We start from the raw sequence: 20703 nt of genomic DNA on the forward strand, positions 1-20703 counted from the left end.
TGTCACCCTCCTATAAGGAACACAATAGAATCATTCCTCGACAACGGGTCGCCCCAAACCGAACCGCTAAAAGCCATTTTCGCAGAATCCTTCGCCCTACCAAACGGCCCATTCCTGCTCCCCGACCCCCTCTCGGGGTCCGGCGGCACGGGCCTAGACCATTGCCGTCCTGTGCAGATAGCTAAAGCATCGCCATCTCTGCCGAACAACGACCTCTCATGGCGGGAGTTTCCGGTCATTCTTATCCGCCTTGGACGAAAACATTTTGCGATCGATGCCGCATTTTCTTTCCGCCATGCCCATAATTCCCATGCAAAGGCGGCCCGTCAAGCGGCCGCCCTATGTAACATTCGAAGACTAGACGATACCTGCACGATCTTCACTCCACCGGTTTCCCATTTCCTGCCGACCTGCTAGACCGCCAGCGGAAACGGTACATGTGCCCGCGTCATGTCTCGGGTTCCCTTCGTCGAATCGCTCCACAGAATGAATTTTGGCGTTAACTGCGGTATGAATTACCCGCCTCAATGACTAGCTTGAGAAGAGTCGGAGCCCTGATCAGGGATGAAGGTTTCTCTCAACGGAGGCAACCTCTTCGGCTTTCCTTTGCAGACTCCTGGCTGCCCTCGAGGGAGGGGCACCACACCCTCCGCCAGCGCAACGGCGCTGGCGATCGGTTTCAGTAGGCTGAAAAGCACTCAACCGACCATTCGGTGCAAGGCGGCCCTCAGGTCGGCCGCCTACTAAAACATCCAGGAGCTGGAAGCAAAAACTCACACTGTCAGCTGTGCCAATCAAAGTCACCACCGCTTGATCCTGGGGATCAGCGGACATATGTGCTGCGTCTTAGTCCTGTCCGACCCTTGGAAGACTGGCGCGCTCCGTTACAGATGTAGCGGAGATGGCGGCAGCGAAAGCCGGCCGAAGGTTCGCGCTTTGAGTAGTGCCGCAGAGGTAGTGATGATGGATGGGTTTCTTTGTAGTGAACGGCAGTGGAATAAATCGACATTTCTTGTCGACATTATCCGTATACGCTAGGTCGGCGGGAGTCGGAGCCGTTTGTCAGATCCAATGCATATGTACTTATGCGTGGAAATAGAGCTTGGTTGCGCTTGCGATCGTGACAGAGAGGCGATCCGAACAATCTCGAATGTACCGGCGAGTATGGTCAACGCATAAGTACATACGGTCGGTTCTTGGATCCGTGTTCAGCTCATGAATCTAGCTTGCCGGCCCCCTTCGGGCGGCCGTCTACTAAGACACCTGGAAACGAAGGTCCGTACAGCCAACGAATCCTAGTCTGAGCCACTGCCGCTTGAGCCTGGGAGCAGTGACACATACTCGCAAGCATTCACTTCTCCACCCACGTATGATCGCGCGCGAAGCCTCCCATGTGGATGTATCGGAGACCACGGCGGCAAAGCCACCCTACCGGGTGGGCGCTTGCGGTCGTGCCGCGGACGCAGCGATGGCAGCCGACAGACCCAGATGTTTATTAGTCCCAATCTTTAGACAACACATGTCGATCAACATTGATCCGCCTTTGTATCATCGACTTACTTATTAGCGGCTAGTCTTGAACGGCTTCGTCGGATTCATATAAGGCGGCCGCTTGAACCGCCGCCAGCGCGGATTTTCTGAGTGATTATGTCGTTGGTCGATTCGACACCGTATGTACTTATGCGTGGAAATTGCACGGAAATAGATCTGGTCGGGGTCGGAACGGGCAGGTGAAGGGATGAACTTACAGGGCGGGAGGATACCGTGCTTAGAAGTGCGGTCAACGTACCGGCGGGTCTCAAATTATGGTGCTGGACTCGGAATCTAAGCGTTTGACCGTATGTACTTATGCGTTGATTACACCGAGGATCTCTACGCGGCCGCTTGACGCGCCCGCCCTGAACAACCTTCTGGTAGTGCTTTTCCCTACTACTACTACTTGCCCCAGCCACCGCTGACGAAGTGAGCCACTGCCACAGTGACCGGCCCGATGACGCTTGAGCGGCAGCGGGAGAAGAGGGCACGGGATGGCTCGAGTCACAATGCTTACGGTCTCAACTTCTAATCAGCACATGGTCGTTTTTCCATTTCGACGACCAGAGTGAGACCGATGGCAGCGACCCTTTGCCGGGAGTCCAGCATCCTCAGCGGCAATGCTTTGGTTCGCGTAGGGCCGAGTCGCAATGTAGGGCTATGAACGATCCCTATCCATTTGAAAGAGAAGGCGAGTATGAAAAACGCGCCGGTTGTAGATACATGTCTATTTCATCAGTGTCGCCGCTCTGGACTCCAGCAGAGGCCGGGGTCTTCTTGGGCCTTCATCCTAAAACAGTCCTTCGCTTTGCAAGAGAGAAGGTAATCCCAGCTCTGCGCCTCGGAAAGCATTGGAGGTTTCGGGCAGAAGATCTGACATCCTGGGCCGCCAAGCAGGTAGAATCTAGCTGCCAGCCCGTGGGCGAGTAATGGAGATCGACATGTCCTTTACTCGTCAAAGTAGATATCAACAGGGTTCCATCAGCCGCGTCAGTCGCTCCAAAGGCCCAGATGTGTGGGTTTATCGTTGGCGCGAACTTCAACCGGATGGCTCCCGGCTTCAAAAAAAGAAGATTATCGGAACCGTGAAGGAATTCCCTCGACGCTCAGATGTACAGCGCGAGGTAGAAAACCTACGGTCGGAGATAAATGCAGAGCAAGCAGATATCGGAAGAACCACGTTCCGCGAACTCTGGGGCCACTTCCAGACTAACGAGCTGCGCTCTCCAATAGCCGACCGTTCGCCGACCACAATCCAGTGCTACGAGGAGAATCTGAAAAGGCATATCCTTCCTCACTGGGGAGACTGTTTCATCGACGAGATCAAGGCCGTGAAGGTGGAAGCTTGGCTGTCCTCACTACCGTACGCTCCTGCAACGAAGGCGAAGCTGAGAAACCAAATGTCCTGCCTGTACTCTCACGCGATCCGACACGAGTTGTGGGACCGCCTGAACCCCATCGCTCCTGTGAGGCAAAGCTCTAAACGGCAATCTATCCCGGACATCCTCACTCTTGCGGAAATGACAGCTATCCTTCAGAACTTATCGCAGCCGGTTCATCGTATTGCCGTCATGGTCGCGGCCGTGACCGGCCTGCGCAGGTCAGAGATACGTGGCCTGAAGTGGCGAGACGTTGATTTCGGCAAGCTATGGCTTCGTCTAGAGCGCGGTGTAGTTCGCAACGATCAGACCAAACTCAAGACCGAAGGAAGCCGCAAAGGGGTGCCATTGAACCAGGACCTCGCCGCTGCATTAGCCGAATGGCGGCAGAACTGTCTGTACCCGACCGACAACGATTGGGTCATCGCGTCACCGACCACTGAGGGCGAATCGCCCCTCTGGCTGGACATCGTGATGCGTGATCACATAAAGCCTGCGGCCGTGAAAGCGAGCATCACGAAGCGGATCGGATGGCATACTTTTCGTCGCTCGTTGGCTTCCATACTCGCTGCGAAAGGCGAGCATGTAAAGGTTGTGCAGGAGCTTCTGCGACACTCCAATTCTTCTATTACGATGGAGCTTTACCAGCAGGCTGAGGCAGACGCGAAAAGGGCAGCGCAGAACCACGTCAACGGCCTCTTCTTGACAGAGAAGGCAAGCTGACGCTCGGACACGATCAGGGGTCGCCGTTAGGGGACCCCTGATGTCTCACAGGGCGATCATGACTTGAGAAGTACGATCACGTAGAGAGCTAGGAGCAGTGCGAGGGACGCAATCATTGTGATTTGAGCGTTGAGAACCCATTTCGCCTTATCAATGACACACGATTCAATACTCGCGAGAGCATTGTTCCAGTGGTCGAGGCGTGAGTTGTAATAATTGAGAACGTGCGCCAGTGAAAACTCTTCGCAATCAAGCTCTGCTAGGTCTTTAGCTTCACGAATCTGTTCAGCAGCGTCAAAGGGCACGACTACTTCTGTGACTTTTGCTCCCGTCAAGGCGAATATCACGGAGAACAAGGCAGTGACAGGTGGGGCAACAATAAGCAAGATCCACCAATGACGAGCGCTGACTAGAACTGGAATCCGCCCGTCCTTCACGAAAGCGGCGACTGCCGCGAGAACCAACCCACTGATGGTAGCTGTGGACTGGGATTTCGTATCTAGGGCTGCAAACCCCTTGTAGTAGTCCTCGTATTGTTTGGCAGCACTGTCGCACGCATTGGTGGAGACACCTAATTGATCGCGGAGGCACTTGTTTTCATCAGGAGTAATCACCGCTTTTTGGCCGCCTTTTTCGAGGCCTTCTTGACGGCCTTTTTGACGGACTTCTTTACAGTCGTACCTCTCATCAAGTTGATTGTTCCGGCACGCATGGGTCCGTGGACAGAGCAGTAGTTAGCGCCGATTCTTGCCTCGTGAATGCAGCGCGTACCGTTAATGAGCCTGCCGATACAACGTCCCATCGAAACCCCTCCAAACGGCCCTGGAACACGTTGTATATGAATGATTTCTGCCATACAAGGACGTTCTGACCATTGGCTAATGTTTGGTGAGATTCCTCTAGCCAAGGTGGTTGCTGAATAGACCAATTTCAGAGACACTTCAGTCAGTGCCTTTTTAGTGCCCTTGTTTTGGGAGAATTTCGACTCGCTTATAACTTCTAAATCTATGTTATTGAACGATTTAGATATGGTGGGCGCAGCAGGATTCGAACCTACGACTTCCACCGTGTGAAGGTGGCACTCTACGCGCATTTTATTGACGGTAAAGGGCTTATAAGTTGATTGAGTCGACAAAACCGGCACAATCGGCGCTATTTGCTACCAAATTGCTACCAACTTCTCTAACCATCAACCAAGTGGGACCGATGGGCTGGCCGTGCGGGATCAGCCCAGTTTTCCTCTCGTTCGGACGGCATTGAGTACGTTGCTCCATTTGTATCTTGCCCGACAACCAGTACATTGTGAGGGCATGCGCGAACAACTAATGGGGATGCGCCTCCCAGGAGCCGAAGCTTTCTCGACTAATGGCCACGACTTCTCTCAACCCATTCATTCTCAAGGACGGATCCTGAGGCAGGACTCGAACCTACAACCCTTCGGTTAACAGCCCAAGGGATCACCTATGTTATCAATGGCATAGAGAGGAGCACACAGGACAATTCGGAGTCCCTGTGGCGCACAACTGGACCAAATTCTGGACCAAGCCGGTTCTGCAAACCTGATATTTTCGGTCAAACTGGTCCGGCGCAGACGCTAACACGCTAAATGTAGTCATATGTGGCCGTTACCCAAGAGGGCAGGGCTCAGGCTCTGCCCTTCATTCGTTACGCGGAGGCATCATGTACTGACTACATGGCCAGGGTGATCGCGGGAGTTCATGCGGGTCAAACATCCTTGACTCTTATCGCAATCAGCAGGAGAAGAATAACCTCGGGTATAAGAGCGCGGTTTCCCCAATGTGTCACCGCGAGACTGCCGGTTGTGGCCCCGACAAGAAAACTTCCGCAAATGATGGCGAAGATGCGTGACTTGCTTCGGGCGGTCTCCTTATCGGAGGTAAATAGCCAATCAAACAGCCCTGTACTCAGCGTGCTCAGATTGCCGGTGGTAAAGGTAGAGGTATAGGTATGCGGCCCAACCATACGAAATGTGATTATCTGCATCGAGGCGGCAAAGGTGATGGGTACGGTAATCCAGAAGTCGGGAGTGCGATTCGGAAGAAAGGCCAATAAGAAGAGGATGATGATCTCTACAAGCAGGACAGCCGCATAAGGATTACGCACGATTCGCCGAAACAGAGGGAGGTGCAAGGCTCGCGCAGCCCAAATGCCGAGCATGAACATGAAAAGCGGTGGCAGGTGACGAAAATTTGGGTGTCCAGGGGAGGACAGGACCTCCATCCCAAGATAGACAATATTTCCGGTCATGGCGTTGGCAAAGATTCTGCCGTGCCCCGCAAACGTAAAACCATCCAGATACCCACCGGCGAGAGCGAGTGCGGCACTCACTCCGACAGAATGCCGATAGTCGCGATATTCGTTCGCCCCTGATGCGGCCTGAATGTCCAGTCCCATGGCACTCGAATGATACGTGAGTCCGCCACATCTGACCTTTGACGTTGATGGAGTCACCTCTAGTGCAATGGAATACGTTGATCGCCAGTCTTAAAAAGGCGCATGAGATACCACAGTGAGGGGAACAGCACGAGAAGACCGATGGCGGTTGCTCCGATCAGCGCCCAGAGAACGGAAGGTGCGGCCGCTCCTTGCGCAATCGTCATTCTTCCTTGAAGAAGATAAGGCGCCTGCGCGATTCCCCAACCCCACAGAATAGAGCTGACCTGAAGCATGGTTGCAATACGGGCCACTCTGTATCTCCTAAGCAGCAAAGCACCGAAGGCCGCAATGGAAAAAAGTGCGGTGGCGCCCTGTACCACCCAGGCAATCGATGGCCGTAACAGCTCCGCATAGATGTCGGGAGCTCCCGTTTTGGCTGCGAGAAATGTGCCAAGGGCCATCACCGCCACAATAATGCCGGAAGCCAGAGCCCGGCGACGGAAGTCGCGCTGCAAAGCAGGCTCCTTCGCCTCCACGGTCAAATAGACAGCAGCGAGAAATACAAAAAGCGAGAGCGCAAAGAAGCCAACCGTTACGGGAAACACTCCGAGCCATGGAGCCAGGAATCCGTTTTCCGAAACGCCATCCTTTACGATCACCCTGCCTGAGGAGATCGCTCCGACAATCACCCCGAGACAAAGTGGTGTGATGGTGCTTGCAATCGCAAAGATCACTCCCCAGCGCCTCTGCGTCCGATAGTCACTCGTATGGTATGCGCGAAAGATAAAGGACGATCCACGCATGACTATACCAATGGTCAAAACAGTTAGAGGGATATTCAATGCCGTCGAGACTGCCGCGAATGCCGGAGGGAATCCCGCAAAGAGGAGCACCACCACCAGAATGAGCCAGACATGGTTCGCCTCCCATACCGGAGTGATGGCATGGGCTATCAACTCTCTCTGCTTCTGAGCGCGGGGTCCTCTGGCCAGCAGGTCCCATACACCGCCTCCGTAATCTGCGCCGCCAAAGAGCACATAGAAGGTGAGAGAGGCCATCAGGATGACTGCAAGCAACATCTCAGGCGTGGGCATGGAGCACCTCGTTTCCTGCAACAGATTGAATCTCTTTTTCAGTTGGGCTCGCAATCACATGACTGGTCATGAGCCATATCACGATGACCGCCAGAACCAGATAGAGGCATGTGAACAGAACCAGAGGCGTGGTTAGCCCCGGCATGGTCGTCACCGCCTCGGAGGTTCTCAGGATGTGGTAGATGATCCACGGCTGGCGGCCCACCTCAGTTACCGTCCATCCGGCTTCCAATGCTACGAATCCCAGCGGGCTGCAGAGCACCAATAATTGCAGAAAGCGGTAATTGTCTGTCAGCCGTCGCTTCCGTGCCAGCCATGCGGCCAGCAGGCTGACGCCCATCAGCAGCGTCCCAATTCCAACCATAATCTGAAAGGCAATGTGTACTACCAGTACATTCGGCCACTCGTTTCGCGGAGTTTTATCCAGCCCGTCCACTGTGGATTTGGGAGAATGGAAGGCAAGTATGCTGAGGCCATATGGAATTTCGATGGCATACTTCGTTTGGCGCGTGCGCACATCGGGCAGCCCGCCAATGCGTAGAGGTGCCCCACTGCGCGTGACGAAGTCCCCCTCCATCGCGGCCAGCTTGGTGGGCTGGTTCACCGCTGTAACTCTGGCCAGGGCATCCCCGCTCACGGCCTGTAACACCGCTGCAGAGCCCCCTACCAGCAGGGCGATTGCAATTGCATGACGATGAAAGCGATTCGAGCGGTCGCGCAACGCCAGCAGCGCATGAATGCCGGCCGTCGCAAAGCCTGCGGCGCAATAGGCCGCCAGGATCATGTGGATCGCTTCGGGCAATCCCGCCGGATTGTTGAGCGCCTTCCACACATTGATATCGATGAACTGTCCGTTCACCAGACGAAAGCCTACAGGTGTGTTCATCCAGCCATTCACCAGGCATACGAACATTGCGGAAGCCACGCCGCTCACCGCAACAATAGAGCCTGCCAGAAGATGAACTGCCGGAGAGACCCTATTCCATCCATAGAGATAAATCCCCAGAAAAATGGCTTCCGTGAAGAAGGCAAAACCCTCCAGCGAAAACGGCATGCCAATCGCCGCACCTGCCAATCCCATAAAATGCGGCCACAACAATCCAAGTTCAAGCGACAAAACCGTGCCGGAGACTGCGCCTATCGCAAACAGAATCGCCGTTCCTTTGGCCCACCGTTTCGCCAGACACAGATACGCAGCATCTCGCGTTCGCAGCCAACGCGCCTCTGCAATAACCATCATGAGAGGCAGCGCTACACCGATGACTGCAAAAATGATATGAAAGGCCAGCGATATAGCCATTTGGGAGCGGGCGGCAAAAAGATCACTCATGAAGTATTACCTCGATTAAGTCGTAATAGCTTGGAAGGTACTGCGCGGAAGCTCCTAGTCGAACAACCCGTACTGAGTACGGTGAAACGCCTCTACTCCCCGCTCGCAAGTTCAATGGTGCGGTTGGAGATGACCTCGTTGACATTCATGTTCGTCTGCGTGCCGGAACCTGTCTGCCAGATGCGCAGCGGAAATTCGTCTGTGTGCCGACCGGAGATTACTTCGTCGGCTGCGCGGACGATCAGTTCCATCTTGTCTTGTGGGAGCTTCCCCAGATCGTGGTTGACCAGCGCCGCCGCCTTCTTCAGGATGGCAAAAGCTCGGATCAACTCCGCCGGCATGCGGTCTTCGCCAATCGCGAAGTGGTGCAGCGAACGTTCGGTCTGCGCTCCCCAGTAATGGTTCGCCGGGACCGCAATCTGCCCCATGCTGTCGGACTCGATACGCGAGCTCGGCTCACTCTCCTGGATCCTCTGCATTGCAGTCATATTCATCTCCATACACTCCATTCGATGAGCTACGCGAAGCACTCCTGGGGGAGATTCTTGTTGCAACGGGGTGATTCTTGCCATTTTCCTTTCCGATCAGGTTGTACCGGTGACTGTAGATGTATGACCATCCGGTTGACCTTCAAAAGCTACGCGTGGAAACCTTTCGCTACGAAACTGAAGCAAGCCATCACGGCTGTTTGCGCCGGGTCCGTCCGATGCTCTGTTGACCTTTCACAGCTTCTCCTGACGGGCGACCCACAGAAACTGGATAAGCACACCATCCACATATGGGGGCCTATCTTGCTGAGTCTGAGGGGGATTCCTGCTAGATGGTGACGCTTCACAGTGGGAGGATTATTCTGGAAGGAGGAAGGCCAGGAGTCTCAGATGACTGTGCTGTCCAAACGACGAGTCAGTATTCGTGAAGGCGGTCGGCCGATACCCCTCGTGCCTCACGTACCGTTGCTCTCCAGCGCACACCAGCCGTGGGACGGCTTTCTCCTCGAACAGCATGCTTCCAGGGGATTCGAAGTTCCAAAGCATGATCATTCTTCCATCCTCCTGAGCATGCAGTTGAGTGCGGGCCTCCGCTTGGATTGGCGCTCGGGCAGGGGTGCAGGCAGCGCTCAGGTGGATGCAGGCAGCCTCACTCTGCATGGGCTCAGTAGTTGCGACCGATCCCTGTGGACGGGCTCTTACGATCGACTGCTGTTTGAGCTTGATCCCGTCCAGTTGGAGCGCCTTACCGAGGGACGCTTTCCTGGTGGAAGAGTCGATGTCGCAGAACGCTGGATCTTCAAAGATGCGCGAATCGAATGTTTACTCAAAACGCTGCAGATTGAGCTCGAACAAGGTGTACCGGCAGGCAGGCTCTTCGGTGAGCAGGTGGGCAATACTCTGGCGATATTACTTGCGGAGCAATATGCGGTCATTGCTCCTGGCATGTTTGCGAGTCGCGGGCAACTGCCGAAATCGCGCCTGAATACGGTCTGCGAGTATGTAGAGGCTAACCTCAGTCGGGACATTTCCCTTTCAGCCCTTGCATCGACTGCTGCTATGAGTCCGTATTACTTTGCGCGACTCTTCAAACAGACTACTGGAATCACCCCACATCAGTACGTCGTTAAGCGCCGCATCGAGCGTGCAAAGGAGCTGTTGCGGGATCCGAATATCAGTGTGTTTGAGGTTGGCATACGAGTGGGCTATGTCGACCCCAAACATTTCAGAGATTTGTTCCGCCGCGAAGTTCGAGTCACACCAACGGACTATCGTTCCAGACGCTAGCATCACGTCCGGGGACCTTGCCGCCATCGTCCTACTCGTTCGTGCGTGACGTTCACCCTTGTGCGAACAAATATAGGAGGCGGGAATGCACCGCGTTGTGAAGCTTGCTGCACTGCTGTTTGCAGTTGTGCTGTTCATTGCCCTCGCAGCGTTTGCATACTTTCTTTACTCTCCGCTGCCGCCTCTGCCCAAGCTCACGGGACAAGGGCAGTCGAGGACAATTCGTGTCGGCGAGCGTGAGCGCAGGGTTCTCGAATACGTCCCTGCGAAGCTCCCCCCGGGATCTCCACTCATGATCGTACTGCACGGTTCTTTCATGACCGGCGGGATGATGCGCAGAATGACTGGCTTTGAATTCGATGCTCTCGCGGACAAGAACAATTTTGCTGTGTTCTATCCCGATGCCTACAAGACGAACTGGAATGACTGTCGCATCGCAGGCCGATTCGCAGCGAGGCTTGAGAATATCGACGACCTGGGTTTCATGCGTGCCCTCATTGCCGAGGCTAAGGCGAAGTACAGCATCGATCCCGAAAAGGTCTTTGTCGTTGGGTTTTCCAACGGTGGCCATATGGCAATGACACTGGCCACACAGTCTCCGAGCCCTGTTGCTGGAATCGCAATCTTTGGATCGAGTATGTCGACAGCCGACAATTCGCGCTGCCCGCAAGACACTCCCACACCTCCGGTGATGATCGTCGACGGGACGGACGATCCCCTCAGCCCTTTTAACGGCGGTGAAGTGACTGTATTTGGATTGGAAAAGAAGGGTCGCGTTATTTCCGCAGCTGCAACAGCGGAAGAGTTCGCACGGAGAAATGACATTCTTACACCTCCGACAGAGGAACTATTGCCCCACCGAGATGCAAACGATCCAACGTCGGTTCAGCGTTTCAGATGGCTGCGCGCGGGCAAGCCATACGTGGACTTCTACGCAGTGCATGGGGGAGGCCACGCCGTTCCACAACCCTATTTTCGTTTTCCGCGTTTGCTGGGCCGCACCACCGCGGACATAGATGGACCGGCCGAGGCAATTTGGTTTTTCATATCATCGGCCGTTCCCCAGCGGCCAGAAATCGTTCAACCGACGGACGCAAGGAGCCATATGCAGCCGAACCGACCTCTGCAGGACGAGCCCTAAAAGCCCGACCAGCAGCTTCTCATTACGGTCACGGTAGGGACGACCATTACGGATCGCCCCCGTACGGAGCCTGTTTATTTTGCGTGCTTCGTTCGAAAGCTCACGCTGCCCATAATGCCCATGGCACTAATGCCCGCGAAGAAGAGCGCGAGGGCTAAGTGGTTTCCGCTCGCGACTCTGCACACCCGCAGCAGCAGATAGCCAACCAACAAATTGAAGAGCGCCCAGAGCATGTTCACCGTGGGCGAGGACAATCCCTTTCCTGGAGGATTCGCGAAGGGCGTCGGGAAGGAATCTCCAGAGATGCCATGCACGAAATGAGGCACGACATTCGTGAGAAACATTCCAGCGAAGAAAGAAGCGATGTAGTCGTACCAGGGCACTATGTGTCTCCTTGCGTGAAAATTTAAAGCATTGCCGATTCGGCGCCTGGACTTGCATCACGGCCTGTTAACGTTATCGGGTAAGAATAATAACAAACGCAACCGTGACGATAGAGAGCACTGTACCGGCTAGGGTTGAGGCAATCGTCTCATCCTTATATTTCTCAGAACGTAGCGCAATAATAGAGACGGTCGTGGCTACAGGAATCGCTCCGGTGAGAATGAGCTCCCGAGAATTCGAGGCCATAATACCAAATGCGGGAATCAGTGTTGCGATCAATAACGGTTGCGCGACGTTCTTAAGCGCAACATTGGAGAAAAGCTCGGTGCTCATTCGGAATCTTGAGCCATAGAGCATGAGCCCAAGCACGAAACAGCCGACTCCAGCCGATGCGTTCCCCATAAGCTTGATTCCATCTAGGAGAGCCTCTGGCGGGTGAATACCAAACCAACTCACCACGATGCCCGCTATGGGAAGCCACACAATAGGCTCCTTTGCCGCATGGGCAGTACTCTCGAGAGCAATACGAATCGTCGCGGAGATCCCTTTGCCGTTCGCACTCGTTCCCATCTGAATGAGAAACAAAGTCAATGGAATCATAACGAAACTGGTTACCATGTTGCCCACGAGAATAGGGACAAGTCCTCTGGATCCGATTACCAGACCCAGGATCGGAACGCCGCTAAAAGCCATACTCGGAAATGCGCAGAGGAGGGCCTGAATGGCACTTGAGGCGAGATCGTTGCGAAATAGAAAGCGACCGAGAAGGAATGCAATTAGATAGATCCCCATGAAGCCGGTTGCCAAACAGAGGATATATGGCATTCTGGGTAATTCTGAGAAAGGAAGTTTAATGACTCCTGCTAGTAGCGCAAGTGGCAAAGCAAACTTCATGACCAGAGTTCCAAGTACACTTGCTTGCTCTTTCTTCAGGTAGCCCAGACGTGCAGAAATCCAACCCAACAAAATGACGAAGGACGGCGGAATAAGTGCGAGGCATAATGTGTTATACATCGAAAAATCTAACCTTTCACCAGCAAGAGGTGATCGCGGCTTCGTTATCCCCAAGCCCCCTCGATTGAAGAGGCGTAAAGTTAGGGAATTTTCTATATGGAGAAGCAGAAACGCGGAAAGTGCAGTGACTTTATTGCGCTTCTGGGTGGGTCATCTTCTCGGGACGCAAATACTGGTCGAACTCTTCTTCGGTGAGGAATCCGAGCTCACGATTGGCTTCGCGTAACGAGAGTCCCTTGTGATGCGCCGTCTTGGCCAGCTTCGCGGCCTTATCGTAGCCGATGTGTTGATTGAGCGCGGTCACGAGCATCAGGCAGTTCTCCACGTACTGGCTGATACGCTGGAGATTGGCTTCCATGCCTTCCACGCAGAACTCCACAAACATATGGCAGGTGTCGGTCAACAGTCGCGCCGAGTGCATGAAGTTGTAGATCATCACCGGCTTGAAGACGTTGAGTTCGAAGTTGCCCTGGCTGCCGGCGAATGCGATCGCCGTATGATTGCCGTGTACTTGCACAGCAACCATCGTCATCGCTTCACATTGCGTGGGATTGACCTTGCCCGGCATGATTGAGCTGCCCGGTTCGTTCTCAGGAAGGTTGAGTTCGCCCAAGCCGCAGCGCGGTCCCGAACCGAGCCAGCGGACGTCATTGGCGATCTTCATGAGGGACGCCGACAGCGTCTCGAGCGCACCGCTCGCAAATACAAGTTCATCATGGGCCGACAGTGCCGCAAACTTATTGGGATGCGAGCGAAAGGGCAGACCCGTCAGTGCTGCGATCTTCGCCGACGCGCGCTCTGCGAACTCCGGATGCGTGTTCAGGCCCGTGCCCACAGCGGTCCCCCCGATCGCAAGTTCATAGAGACCCTCGAGTGTCGACTCCATGCGAGCGATATCGCGCTCCAGCAGGCTCGCCCAGCCGCCCACCTCCTGGCCGAGCGTGAGCGGCGTTGCATCCTGCAGATGCGTGCGTCCGATCTTGACGACCTCTTCGAACTGCTTGGCCTTGGCCGCGATCGCATCATGCAATCGCTGCACTGCCGGAATCACCTGCTTCTTCACCGCAGATGCTGCAGCAACGTACATAGCCGTCGGAAACGTGTCGTTCGACGACTGCGACATATTTACGTGATCGTTCGGATGAATGGGATTCTTGCTGCCCATCTCGCCGCTCGCAAGTTCGATGGCGCGGTTGGAGATGACCTCGTTGACATTCATGTTCGTCTGCGTGCCGGAACCTGTCTGCCAGATGCGCAGCGGAAATTCGTCTGTGTGCTGACCGGCGATTACTTCGTCGGCTGCGCGGACGATCAGTTCCATCTTGTCTTGTGGGAGCTTCCCCAGATCGTGGTTGACCAGCGCCGCCGCCTTCTTCAGGATGGCAAAAGCTCGGATCAACTCCGCCGGCATGCGGTCTTCGCCAATCGCGAAGTGGTGCAGCGAACGCTCGGTCTGCGCTCCCCAGTAATGGTTCGCCGGGACCGCAATCTGTCCCATGCTGTCGGACTCGATACGCGAGTGTGGATTAGTTTCCTGTATTGTCTGCATGTTTTATGGCTCCACATGTTAGTGAGTTAGGGTTTACGTATTTTGCCGAAGACTGTTAGGACCCGCTGGCGATCAAAGGATGAACAACCTGCCGGGAGCATTCCTGGTGCGGCGAGGCATGGTGGTTTACGACGAGGACCGAACCGCGCTGCCCGGTCAGGTAAGTCCAGAGCCATTGCACCAGAACGGCCAAACGAAGGCTGGAATGGGCTAAGTAGGCAATGTGAATCGCTGCCCAAGGCAGCCATCCCAGCAATCCGCTCAGCTGCACCTTACGGCACTGCAGAACGGCGAAGTTTCCTCCGGCGACTGCCATGTTGCCCTTATCGAAATAGCGGAAGGGCGCCATATCCTTGCGCCCAATCACACGGCGGTGAATGAGCTTGCCGGCATACCGTCCCTGCTGCATCGCCACCTGGGCAACACCGGGAAGCGGTTTTCCATCCTGATTGAGGGAAGCCGTGTCTCCAATGACGAAGACTTCCGGATATCCCGCCATCGTCAAATCCTGCTGAATGTGGACGCGACCTGCTCGGTCCGTCTCCGCGTTCAGCCATTTGCCAGCGGGGGAAGCGGCAACCCCGGCAGTCCAGATGACTGTCTTGCTGATGATCCGTTCACCGCCAACAACCACTCCATCGCCATCGATACTCTCGATGCCGTGCCCCAGGCGGACTTCAACGCCTAGCCCTTCTAGATGCTTCTGCGCCTTTTTGGAGAGAGCCTCGGAGAAAGGACCAAGGATCCGGTTTGCTTGATCAACAAGGATAATTCTTGCCGATTGTGGATTGATCCTTCGGAAGGAGGACTTTAGCGTCCGGCGTACAAGTGTAGCCATCGCCCCGGCCATTTCAACGCCGGTCGGTCCGGCCCCCACGAGAACAAACGTCAGCAGTCCCTTCTTGACTGGATCTTCTGTGGTTTCGGCCTGTTCGAAGGCGCGAAGGATCCGATTGCGAATCGCCAGCGCATCCGCCACGCTCTTCAGGCCCGGCGCATGCTTTTCATATTCGTCCTTTCCGAAATAGCTATGCCGTGCTCCGGTAGCGAGAATCAAATAGTCGTATGTAACGACTTCTCTAGTCCCATCGGAAAGATCAACGGTAACATTGCGCTCAGCCTTGTCGACACTTGTGACTTCGCCGAGAGTCACGCTCACGTTGGCCTGCTTGCGTAGAATTCCCCGTATTGGTGAGGCTATGTCCCCAGGGGGCAGCACGGACGTGGCAACCTGATAAAGCAGTGGCTGAAATAAATGATGGTTAGTGCGGTCAATCAAAGTGATGCGTACCGGCGCATCTCGGAGGGCTTTCGCGGCCGCAACACCGCCAAAGCCTCCGCCAACGATAACCACATGTGGATCCTTCGCATACATGAGTCCTTGCCTCGCCTGTGTCATTGAGTCACCTCCACTTCTTCCAACAAATCAACATCCGACAAATCAACATCCGAATATTCAGGACTCCATTGGCAGCTAATTACGTTGCTTCGGAGAGCTGCCAGATTTGTCTTGGGAGCAAGCCCCTCATTTTGTGCTGCCACGCCAACCGCGACCGCCATCTCAACGGCCACCTTGCGAACATCCGTCAGTACGGGCAACAGTGGAGCAGTTGGGTTCTTGAGTGCAGGAGAGTTCTCCGCCAACGCATGAGCTGCGGCCAGCAGCATTCCATCTGTGACTCTGGTTGCCCCGGACGCTACAAGCCCCAGTCCAACAGCCGGGAAGATATAGACGTTGTTGCATTGCGCGATGAAGATGTCGGATTCGCCATGCTTCACCGGCGGGAAGGGAGAACCCGTTGCTACCAGGGCCTTGCCGTCGGTCCATCGGATAAGGTCATCGGGCTTTGCTTCGGCCTTGCTCGTGGGGTTGGAAAGGGGCAGGATGATCGGACGCGCGACCTTACGGGCCATCTCACGGACGATTGCTTCTGTGAAAGCGCCGCCCACCGTGGAGAAGCCGAGCAGAACATTCGCGTCGACCTTCCCAATCACGTCGGCGAGACCAATGGTGCCGTTGAACGTCTTTGGCCAATCCGCCACCGACTCCGCATTCTGTGCATAAACCTGTTGCTCAGCGCTCAGATCGGCACGTTTGCTGTGCAGCAGTCCGTCCTTATCGACGATCCAGAATTGGCTGCGGGCCTGCTCCTCAGAGAGCCCTTCCACGACCAATGCCTGGCGCAAGTAATCAGCAACGCCGATGCTTGCAGATCCAGCTCCCAGGAACACGAACTTCTGATCCTTCAAACTCCCTCCCGAAACCCGGAGGGCGCTCAGAACAACGCCAAGCGCAACGGCTGCGGTTCCTTGGATATCGTCGTTGAAGGTCAGCAGCTCGTCACGATAGTGCTGCAGGATGGGACGGGCATGCGGCGTCGCGAAATCTTCCCATTGCAGGCAGGTGTTAGGTAGCTCGTCCTTCACCGCTTCTACGAATTGGTCGATGAACTCGTCGTAGTCCTTACCCGTGATGCGCTCGTGCCGCCAACCGAGATACTCCGGATCGTTCAGCAGTTCCTGATTGTTGGTCCCAACATCCAGTACGATAGGCAGGGTCCGTGCTGGATCGATACCGCCAATCAGCGTATACAGCGCGAGCTTGCCGATCGGAATACCAAGGCCACCGACACCTTGATCGCCAATTCCCAGAATCCGTTCGCCATCCGTTACAACAACGACGTCCACTTCCCTGTTGGGGCGGCTGCGCAAGAGCTCTGGAATACGATCCCGCAAGGGATAAGAAATGAAGAGGCCACGCGGCCGCCTATAAATCTTACTAAAGAGCTGGCACCCCTGAGCAACAGTAGGCGTATAGACGATCGGCATCATTTCATCGATGTGGTCTAGTACCAGACGGTAGAAAAGAACCTCATTAGTATCTTGCAGCTGGCGCAGATAGATGTGGCGTTCAAGGTCATCCTGCTTCCTCAGATAGGCCTGATAAGCGCGATTGACCTGATCGTCCAATGTCTCAACATGCAACGGCAGCAAGCCATGCAAGTCGAATCTGGTGCGTTCGTCATAGGTGAAGGCTGTGCCTTTATTCAGTGTTGGAGTGGTGACCAGTGACATTCTTTGTTCTCCTGTCGTTGTAGTTCCTTTTTGTGTTGGCTCTGTATAACGCGGCATATGATTTCTCCTTAAAGCTATTTCTGCGCCTGCATATGTGGGGAACCGTTAGGTTCAATTAGTTGAGAACCCCTGGATGCATCATCTCCATTAGGTTGTGGTTATCGCGATAGTCCACGGGAATGCCGACCACCACCGGACCTTCCAAAGCCAGCGCTTTTTTGAGCGTGGGAGCAATCTCTTCCGGACGGTGGATCATCATTCCGTGCGCACCACACGCCTTGGCAATGCCGACAACGTCTACGGGGCCGAATTCCACGGCCGCATCACGGCCGTACTTGGCGATCTGCTGAAAACGAACCATGTCGTAGTGGCCATCCATCCAGACAATGTGGACGAGGTTGCACTTCAGTCGCACCGCCGTCTCCAGTTCCATCGACGAGAACATAAATCCGCCATCGCCCGAGATTGAAATGACCTTCTCGCTGGGACGAACCAGTGAGGCCGCAATCGCCCAGGGCAGGCCTACGCCCATCGTCTGCTGTCCGTTGGTGATCAGCACCTGCCGCGAACGGAAGCTGTACAGATAACGCGCCAGCCAGATATGGAATGAACCCATGTCTAGGCATAACGTTATGTCATCGCTCATGATTCCCTGAAGCTCATGGACAATTCGCATCGGATGAATGGGAGTGCCATTGAGCATTTTGGCGCGTTCCGAAAACACGCCTCGCTCCATAGCGATTTCGCTGAGGATTGCGCTATTGCCCTGGCGTTCGGTCACCTCAACCAGAGACGTAAGTCGTCCCAGGATCGCCTTGATGTTCCCGATCAACTCGACTGCCGGCTTGTAATTCTTGTCTGCATCCGGACGGACAACATCGATATGAATGACATTACCCTTCCGTCCGCGGTTCCAGAGCACGGCGTCATACTCGATCGGGTCATAGCCCACGGTGATCACCAAGTCGGAGGCATCAAGGAGTCGATCCCCTGGCTGGTTGTGAAAGAGACCAACACGACCACCGAATTGATCAAAGAGGTCATGTGATACAGCGCCTGCAGCTTGATAGGTGTTTACAACCGGCAAGCCAGTCTTTCTCAGGAAGAGGTGGATGGCCTCTGCCGTCTCCGGCTGGCTAGCAAGCATACCCAGCAACACCACCGGGTTCTGCGCCTTGTTGATGCGGGCCGCAGCCTCGCCCATCTCGTGATCGTCGGCGGCGCCCAAAGCTTCGGGCTTTACCGGGGTGAGCACCTCACCCTTCGCCTCAGCGGCCATGATGTCCATGGGCAGACTAATGAAGGAGGCCCCGGGCCGTCCCGACTCTGCAGCACGAAAGGCGTCAGCCACTACTTCAGAGATCGCCTCACTGGAGTTGACCTCGGCGCTGTACTTGGTGACGGGCTTGAAGATCGAAACCGTGTCCATCGCCTGATGCACACGCTTGAGCCGGTTGGCCACAGTCGTTGCTCCGCCCAACGCAACCACCGGATCCCCCTCCGACGTCGCGGTGGCTAGACCCGTCACCAGATTCGAGCAGCCAGGCCCGGAGGTGCCGATGCATACGCCAGCCTTGCCGGTCATACGCCCGATACCAGCGGCAATAAAGGCTGCATTCTGCTCGTGACGGCACAGGATGGTCTTGATCTTCGAATCGACTAAGGTGTCGAATAGCTTGTCAATCTTTGCTCCAGGAATACCGAAGACATACTCCACGCCTTGGGACTCAAGGTTCTTTACGAGGAGCTCGGCTCCGGTTTGGACGGCGGCGGCTGGGTTGGTCTGGTTTGTCGCTCGCTTCTCGCTCGTGCTCATGTTATTTCACCCTTTCTGGTTGGAATGTCTCTGCCTTCTCAAGATCTGCGGTGGGATCTCGACGCAAATCTGCATCGAGGAATGCCTTGGTCTCAGGCAACACAAGACGAAACTTCGTTGCGCGCTGGAGTTCAAGAGTGAGATTGCTCCCGTCGCACTCCAGTAGATGTCCTCCGCCAGTGCGATCCTCCGTTATGAAATGGAGGTGGTATCCCGGAATGCTGAGAGTCTTCACATAGGACGGCGACCAAAAGCCGACGAGGGATCCTCGCACATCGTGAAACTCAAATTCGGGCTGAACAGCAGCGGCGTTGATCAACTTCGTACCCGGCTTCATGCGGCATAGGGCACGCGTGCGGACATGGTTAAATCGTCCCTCGATACGAATCGAGAAGAAGTAATTATCCGTGGGCCTCAAACGATCCAATGCAGCCAGCAAGCTATCAAGGCCAGTACATTCCTTTAGCAGAACTTGGATATCAGGACTAAATCTTGCGACTGTGGCAAAAGGCGTCTGAACCTCATCGGAGACTTCATTGACAGAGCCATCAGAGCGCACCTGGAAGACATGGCCGTCAACGACCACCATTTCGCCATCCAAATGTTCAAAAGTGCCCAGTCCAAGGTTGCCGTACTTTTTGAGCGATCCGCAGTCTGCTGCTCCATCCGCCACACCTTCGACTAGAGCCGCTGAGGTCGAGATTTGATACAGCGCGTCGCGCGTGTTTTCGATGTAGTCGATGATGGCGTTTTGAATGATCTGTTCAGGCTCTTGGCAGCTGTGCTGGGCATGAAGCTCAAGGACTTGGAATAGATCAGGTGGAATCGTGAAATTTGGTTGCAGCACTTGGGATACCGCTCCTTTTCTTTATTGCGTCACACAGGTAATAAGACGCGATAGCCGAAGCACACTAAGGGGGGTGGCTTGCTGCCAAGGGGGGATTCTTGCCAATTTCTATAGTCTGACCACCAGAGCTCCAAGTGAACTAGGGTGTGTTCGCACTAGGCGCTAGCTGTCTTTCCCCGATGGAACTGACAGAAGCGCAGTACGAATCGGATAAAGAGCGCGTTGCCAGTGCAGCGCGGCAAACGTAAGTTTGAGCAACCCGCAAGTGCTGAATGCAGTGCTATATGTGGCCGAACAAGGCTGCAAATGGCGCGGGCTGCCGAAGCAGTTCGGCCGCCGGCTCGACCTCGATCAAGGTGATCCGGACGGTACGGGCGCTTTAGAAAAACGGCCTCAGCAACTCGTGCTTGATCTCGGCGTGGCTCCGGTGGTTCCACTCAATCCAACCGCTAGGAACCCTGGGACTACGACCGCGCCCTCTACAAGAAGAAAGATGAGATCGAGAGGCTCTTTCGAGGCTCAAGGGCTTCCGCAGCATCTTTCTCCAGCTTCGAGAAACTCGTTGTTCTCTTCCTCGGCTTACTCAACTTCGCCCGCATCATCGAAGCACCGCGCTAGTGCGAACATGCCCTAGCTTGTGTGCAGG

General features: G+C 55.0%; 16 protein-coding genes and 1 pseudogene. 5 read left to right on the top strand and 12 right to left on the bottom strand.

The features are described 5' to 3' along the window. Nucleotides 1–2256: 2256 nt before the first annotated feature. Nucleotides 2257–2463 (top strand): helix-turn-helix domain-containing protein, encoded by a 207-nt coding sequence (locus tag BDD14_RS34400; RefSeq protein WP_423201789.1) that lies wholly within the window; start codon nt 2257–2259, stop codon nt 2461–2463. Nucleotides 2464–2474: 11 nt separating this feature from the next. Beyond that, entirely contained in the window at nt 2475–3635 is a 1161-nt protein-coding gene (locus BDD14_RS08490; protein ID WP_165419991.1) for a tyrosine-type recombinase/integrase, read from the top strand. Between the two features lie 56 nt (nt 3636–3691). On the opposite strand, the gene BDD14_RS08495 is transcribed toward BDD14_RS08490, so the two are convergent. The 5 genes from BDD14_RS08495 to BDD14_RS08520 all read right to left on the bottom strand — a co-directional run bounded on the left by BDD14_RS08495 (nt 3692) and on the right by BDD14_RS08520 (nt 8950). Further along, on the bottom strand, nt 3692–4249 hold the full coding sequence (locus BDD14_RS08495; RefSeq protein ID WP_130418427.1) for a hypothetical protein: 558 nt from the start codon (nt 4247–4249) through the stop codon (nt 3692–3694). 1111 nt (nt 4250–5360) lie between these two features. Continuing rightward, nucleotides 5361–6050: a YoaK family protein gene (locus BDD14_RS08505; protein WP_130418428.1), complete on the bottom strand. Its 690-nt coding sequence runs from the start codon at nt 6048–6050 to the stop codon at nt 5361–5363. Between the two features lie 59 nt (nt 6051–6109). Then, nucleotides 6110–7126 carry a cytochrome d ubiquinol oxidase subunit II gene (locus BDD14_RS08510; RefSeq protein WP_130418429.1) on the bottom strand — a complete coding sequence of 339 codons (1017 nt, stop codon included), beginning with the start codon at nt 7124–7126 and terminating at the stop codon, nt 6110–6112. Next, nucleotides 7113–8456 carry a cytochrome ubiquinol oxidase subunit I gene (locus BDD14_RS08515; RefSeq protein ID WP_130418430.1) on the bottom strand — a complete coding sequence of 448 codons (1344 nt, stop codon included), beginning with the start codon at nt 8454–8456 and terminating at the stop codon, nt 7113–7115. The genes BDD14_RS08510 and BDD14_RS08515 overlap by 14 nt, the downstream gene beginning before the upstream one ends. A 92-nt stretch (nt 8457–8548) precedes the next feature. Continuing rightward, entirely contained in the window at nt 8549–8950 is a 402-nt protein-coding gene (locus BDD14_RS08520) for a lyase family protein (RefSeq protein WP_242617827.1), read from the bottom strand. Nucleotides 8951–9334: 384 nt separating this feature from the next. On the opposite strand from BDD14_RS08520, the gene BDD14_RS08525 reads away from it, so the two are divergent. Both BDD14_RS08525 and BDD14_RS08530 read left to right on the top strand, forming a co-directional pair. After that, nucleotides 9335–10231 carry an AraC family transcriptional regulator gene (locus BDD14_RS08525; RefSeq protein WP_130418431.1) on the top strand — a complete coding sequence of 299 codons (897 nt, stop codon included), beginning with the start codon at nt 9335–9337 and terminating at the stop codon, nt 10229–10231. Nucleotides 10232–10316: 85 nt separating this feature from the next. Beyond that, the gene (locus tag BDD14_RS08530; RefSeq protein ID WP_130418432.1) at nt 10317–11372 is read left to right on the top strand and encodes a CE1 family esterase; all 1056 of its coding nucleotides are present in this window, start codon (nt 10317–10319) and stop codon (nt 11370–11372) included. A 74-nt stretch (nt 11373–11446) separates the two neighbouring features. Here the strand turns inward: BDD14_RS08530 and BDD14_RS08535 are convergent, their stop codons facing one another. The 7 genes from BDD14_RS08535 to budA all read right to left on the bottom strand — a co-directional run bounded on the left by BDD14_RS08535 (nt 11447) and on the right by budA (nt 20057). Beyond that, complete coding sequence (locus BDD14_RS08535; protein WP_130418433.1) at nt 11447–11755, bottom strand: hypothetical protein; 309 nt, start codon at nt 11753–11755, stop codon at nt 11447–11449. Between the two features lie 73 nt (nt 11756–11828). After that, on the bottom strand, nt 11829–12770 hold the full coding sequence (locus BDD14_RS08540; RefSeq protein WP_130418434.1) for an AEC family transporter: 942 nt from the start codon (nt 12768–12770) through the stop codon (nt 11829–11831). Nucleotides 12771–12900: 130 nt separating this feature from the next. After that, nucleotides 12901–14319: a class II fumarate hydratase gene (fumC, locus tag BDD14_RS08545; RefSeq protein WP_130418435.1), complete on the bottom strand. Its 1419-nt coding sequence runs from the start codon at nt 14317–14319 to the stop codon at nt 12901–12903. A gap of 55 nt (nt 14320–14374) precedes the next feature. After that, nucleotides 14375–15718, bottom strand: coding sequence for an NAD(P)/FAD-dependent oxidoreductase (locus tag BDD14_RS08550; RefSeq protein ID WP_165419992.1), 1344 nt, complete (start codon nt 15716–15718; stop codon nt 14375–14377). Next, the gene (locus BDD14_RS08555) at nt 15715–17451 is read right to left on the bottom strand and encodes an NAD-dependent malic enzyme (protein ID WP_130418436.1); all 1737 of its coding nucleotides are present in this window, start codon (nt 17449–17451) and stop codon (nt 15715–15717) included. The genes BDD14_RS08550 and BDD14_RS08555 overlap by 4 nt, the downstream gene beginning before the upstream one ends. A gap of 58 nt (nt 17452–17509) precedes the next feature. Next, the gene (gene alsS, locus BDD14_RS08560) at nt 17510–19210 is read right to left on the bottom strand and encodes an acetolactate synthase AlsS (RefSeq protein WP_130418437.1); all 1701 of its coding nucleotides are present in this window, start codon (nt 19208–19210) and stop codon (nt 17510–17512) included. 1 nt (nt 19211) lies between these two features. After that, nucleotides 19212–20057: an acetolactate decarboxylase gene (budA, locus tag BDD14_RS08565; protein ID WP_130418438.1), complete on the bottom strand. Its 846-nt coding sequence runs from the start codon at nt 20055–20057 to the stop codon at nt 19212–19214. Nucleotides 20058–20267: 210 nt separating this feature from the next. Here budA and BDD14_RS34405 point away from each other — a divergent pair. Then, nucleotides 20268–20675: pseudogene (locus tag BDD14_RS34405) on the top strand (transposase). Nucleotides 20676–20703 lie beyond the last annotated feature (28 nt).

This window comes from Edaphobacter modestus, assembly GCF_004217555.1.
Lineage (GTDB): Bacteria > Acidobacteriota > Terriglobia > Terriglobales > Acidobacteriaceae > Edaphobacter > Edaphobacter modestus.

Excerpts from the sequence above, each read along its gene's own strand:
- alsS (WP_130418437.1), bottom strand. The coding sequence starts at position 19,210 with ATGAGCACGAGCGAGAAGCGAGCGACAAACCAGACCAACCCAGCCGCC.
- BDD14_RS08525 (WP_130418431.1), top strand. The coding sequence starts at position 9,335 with ATGACTGTGCTGTCCAAACGACGAGTCAGTATTCGTGAAGGCGGTCGG.
- BDD14_RS34400 (WP_423201789.1), top strand. The coding sequence starts at position 2,257 with ATGTCTATTTCATCAGTGTCGCCGCTCTGGACTCCAGCAGAGGCCGGG.
- BDD14_RS08490 (WP_165419991.1), top strand. The coding sequence starts at position 2,475 with ATGTCCTTTACTCGTCAAAGTAGATATCAACAGGGTTCCATCAGCCGC.
- BDD14_RS08510 (WP_130418429.1), bottom strand. The coding sequence starts at position 7,126 with ATGCCCACGCCTGAGATGTTGCTTGCAGTCATCCTGATGGCCTCTCTC.
- BDD14_RS08515 (WP_130418430.1), bottom strand. The coding sequence starts at position 8,456 with ATGAGTGATCTTTTTGCCGCCCGCTCCCAAATGGCTATATCGCTGGCC.
- fumC (WP_130418435.1), bottom strand. The coding sequence starts at position 14,319 with ATGCAGACAATACAGGAAACTAATCCACACTCGCGTATCGAGTCCGAC.
- BDD14_RS08555 (WP_130418436.1), bottom strand. The coding sequence starts at position 17,451 with ATGCCGCGTTATACAGAGCCAACACAAAAAGGAACTACAACGACAGGA.
- BDD14_RS08520 (WP_242617827.1), bottom strand. The coding sequence starts at position 8,950 with ATGAATATGACTGCAATGCAGAGGATCCAGGAGAGTGAGCCGAGCTCG.
- BDD14_RS08530 (WP_130418432.1), top strand. The coding sequence starts at position 10,317 with ATGCACCGCGTTGTGAAGCTTGCTGCACTGCTGTTTGCAGTTGTGCTG.
- BDD14_RS08505 (WP_130418428.1), bottom strand. The coding sequence starts at position 6,050 with ATGGGACTGGACATTCAGGCCGCATCAGGGGCGAACGAATATCGCGAC.
- BDD14_RS08540 (WP_130418434.1), bottom strand. The coding sequence starts at position 12,770 with ATGTATAACACATTATGCCTCGCACTTATTCCGCCGTCCTTCGTCATT.
- BDD14_RS08550 (WP_165419992.1), bottom strand. The coding sequence starts at position 15,718 with ATGACACAGGCGAGGCAAGGACTCATGTATGCGAAGGATCCACATGTG.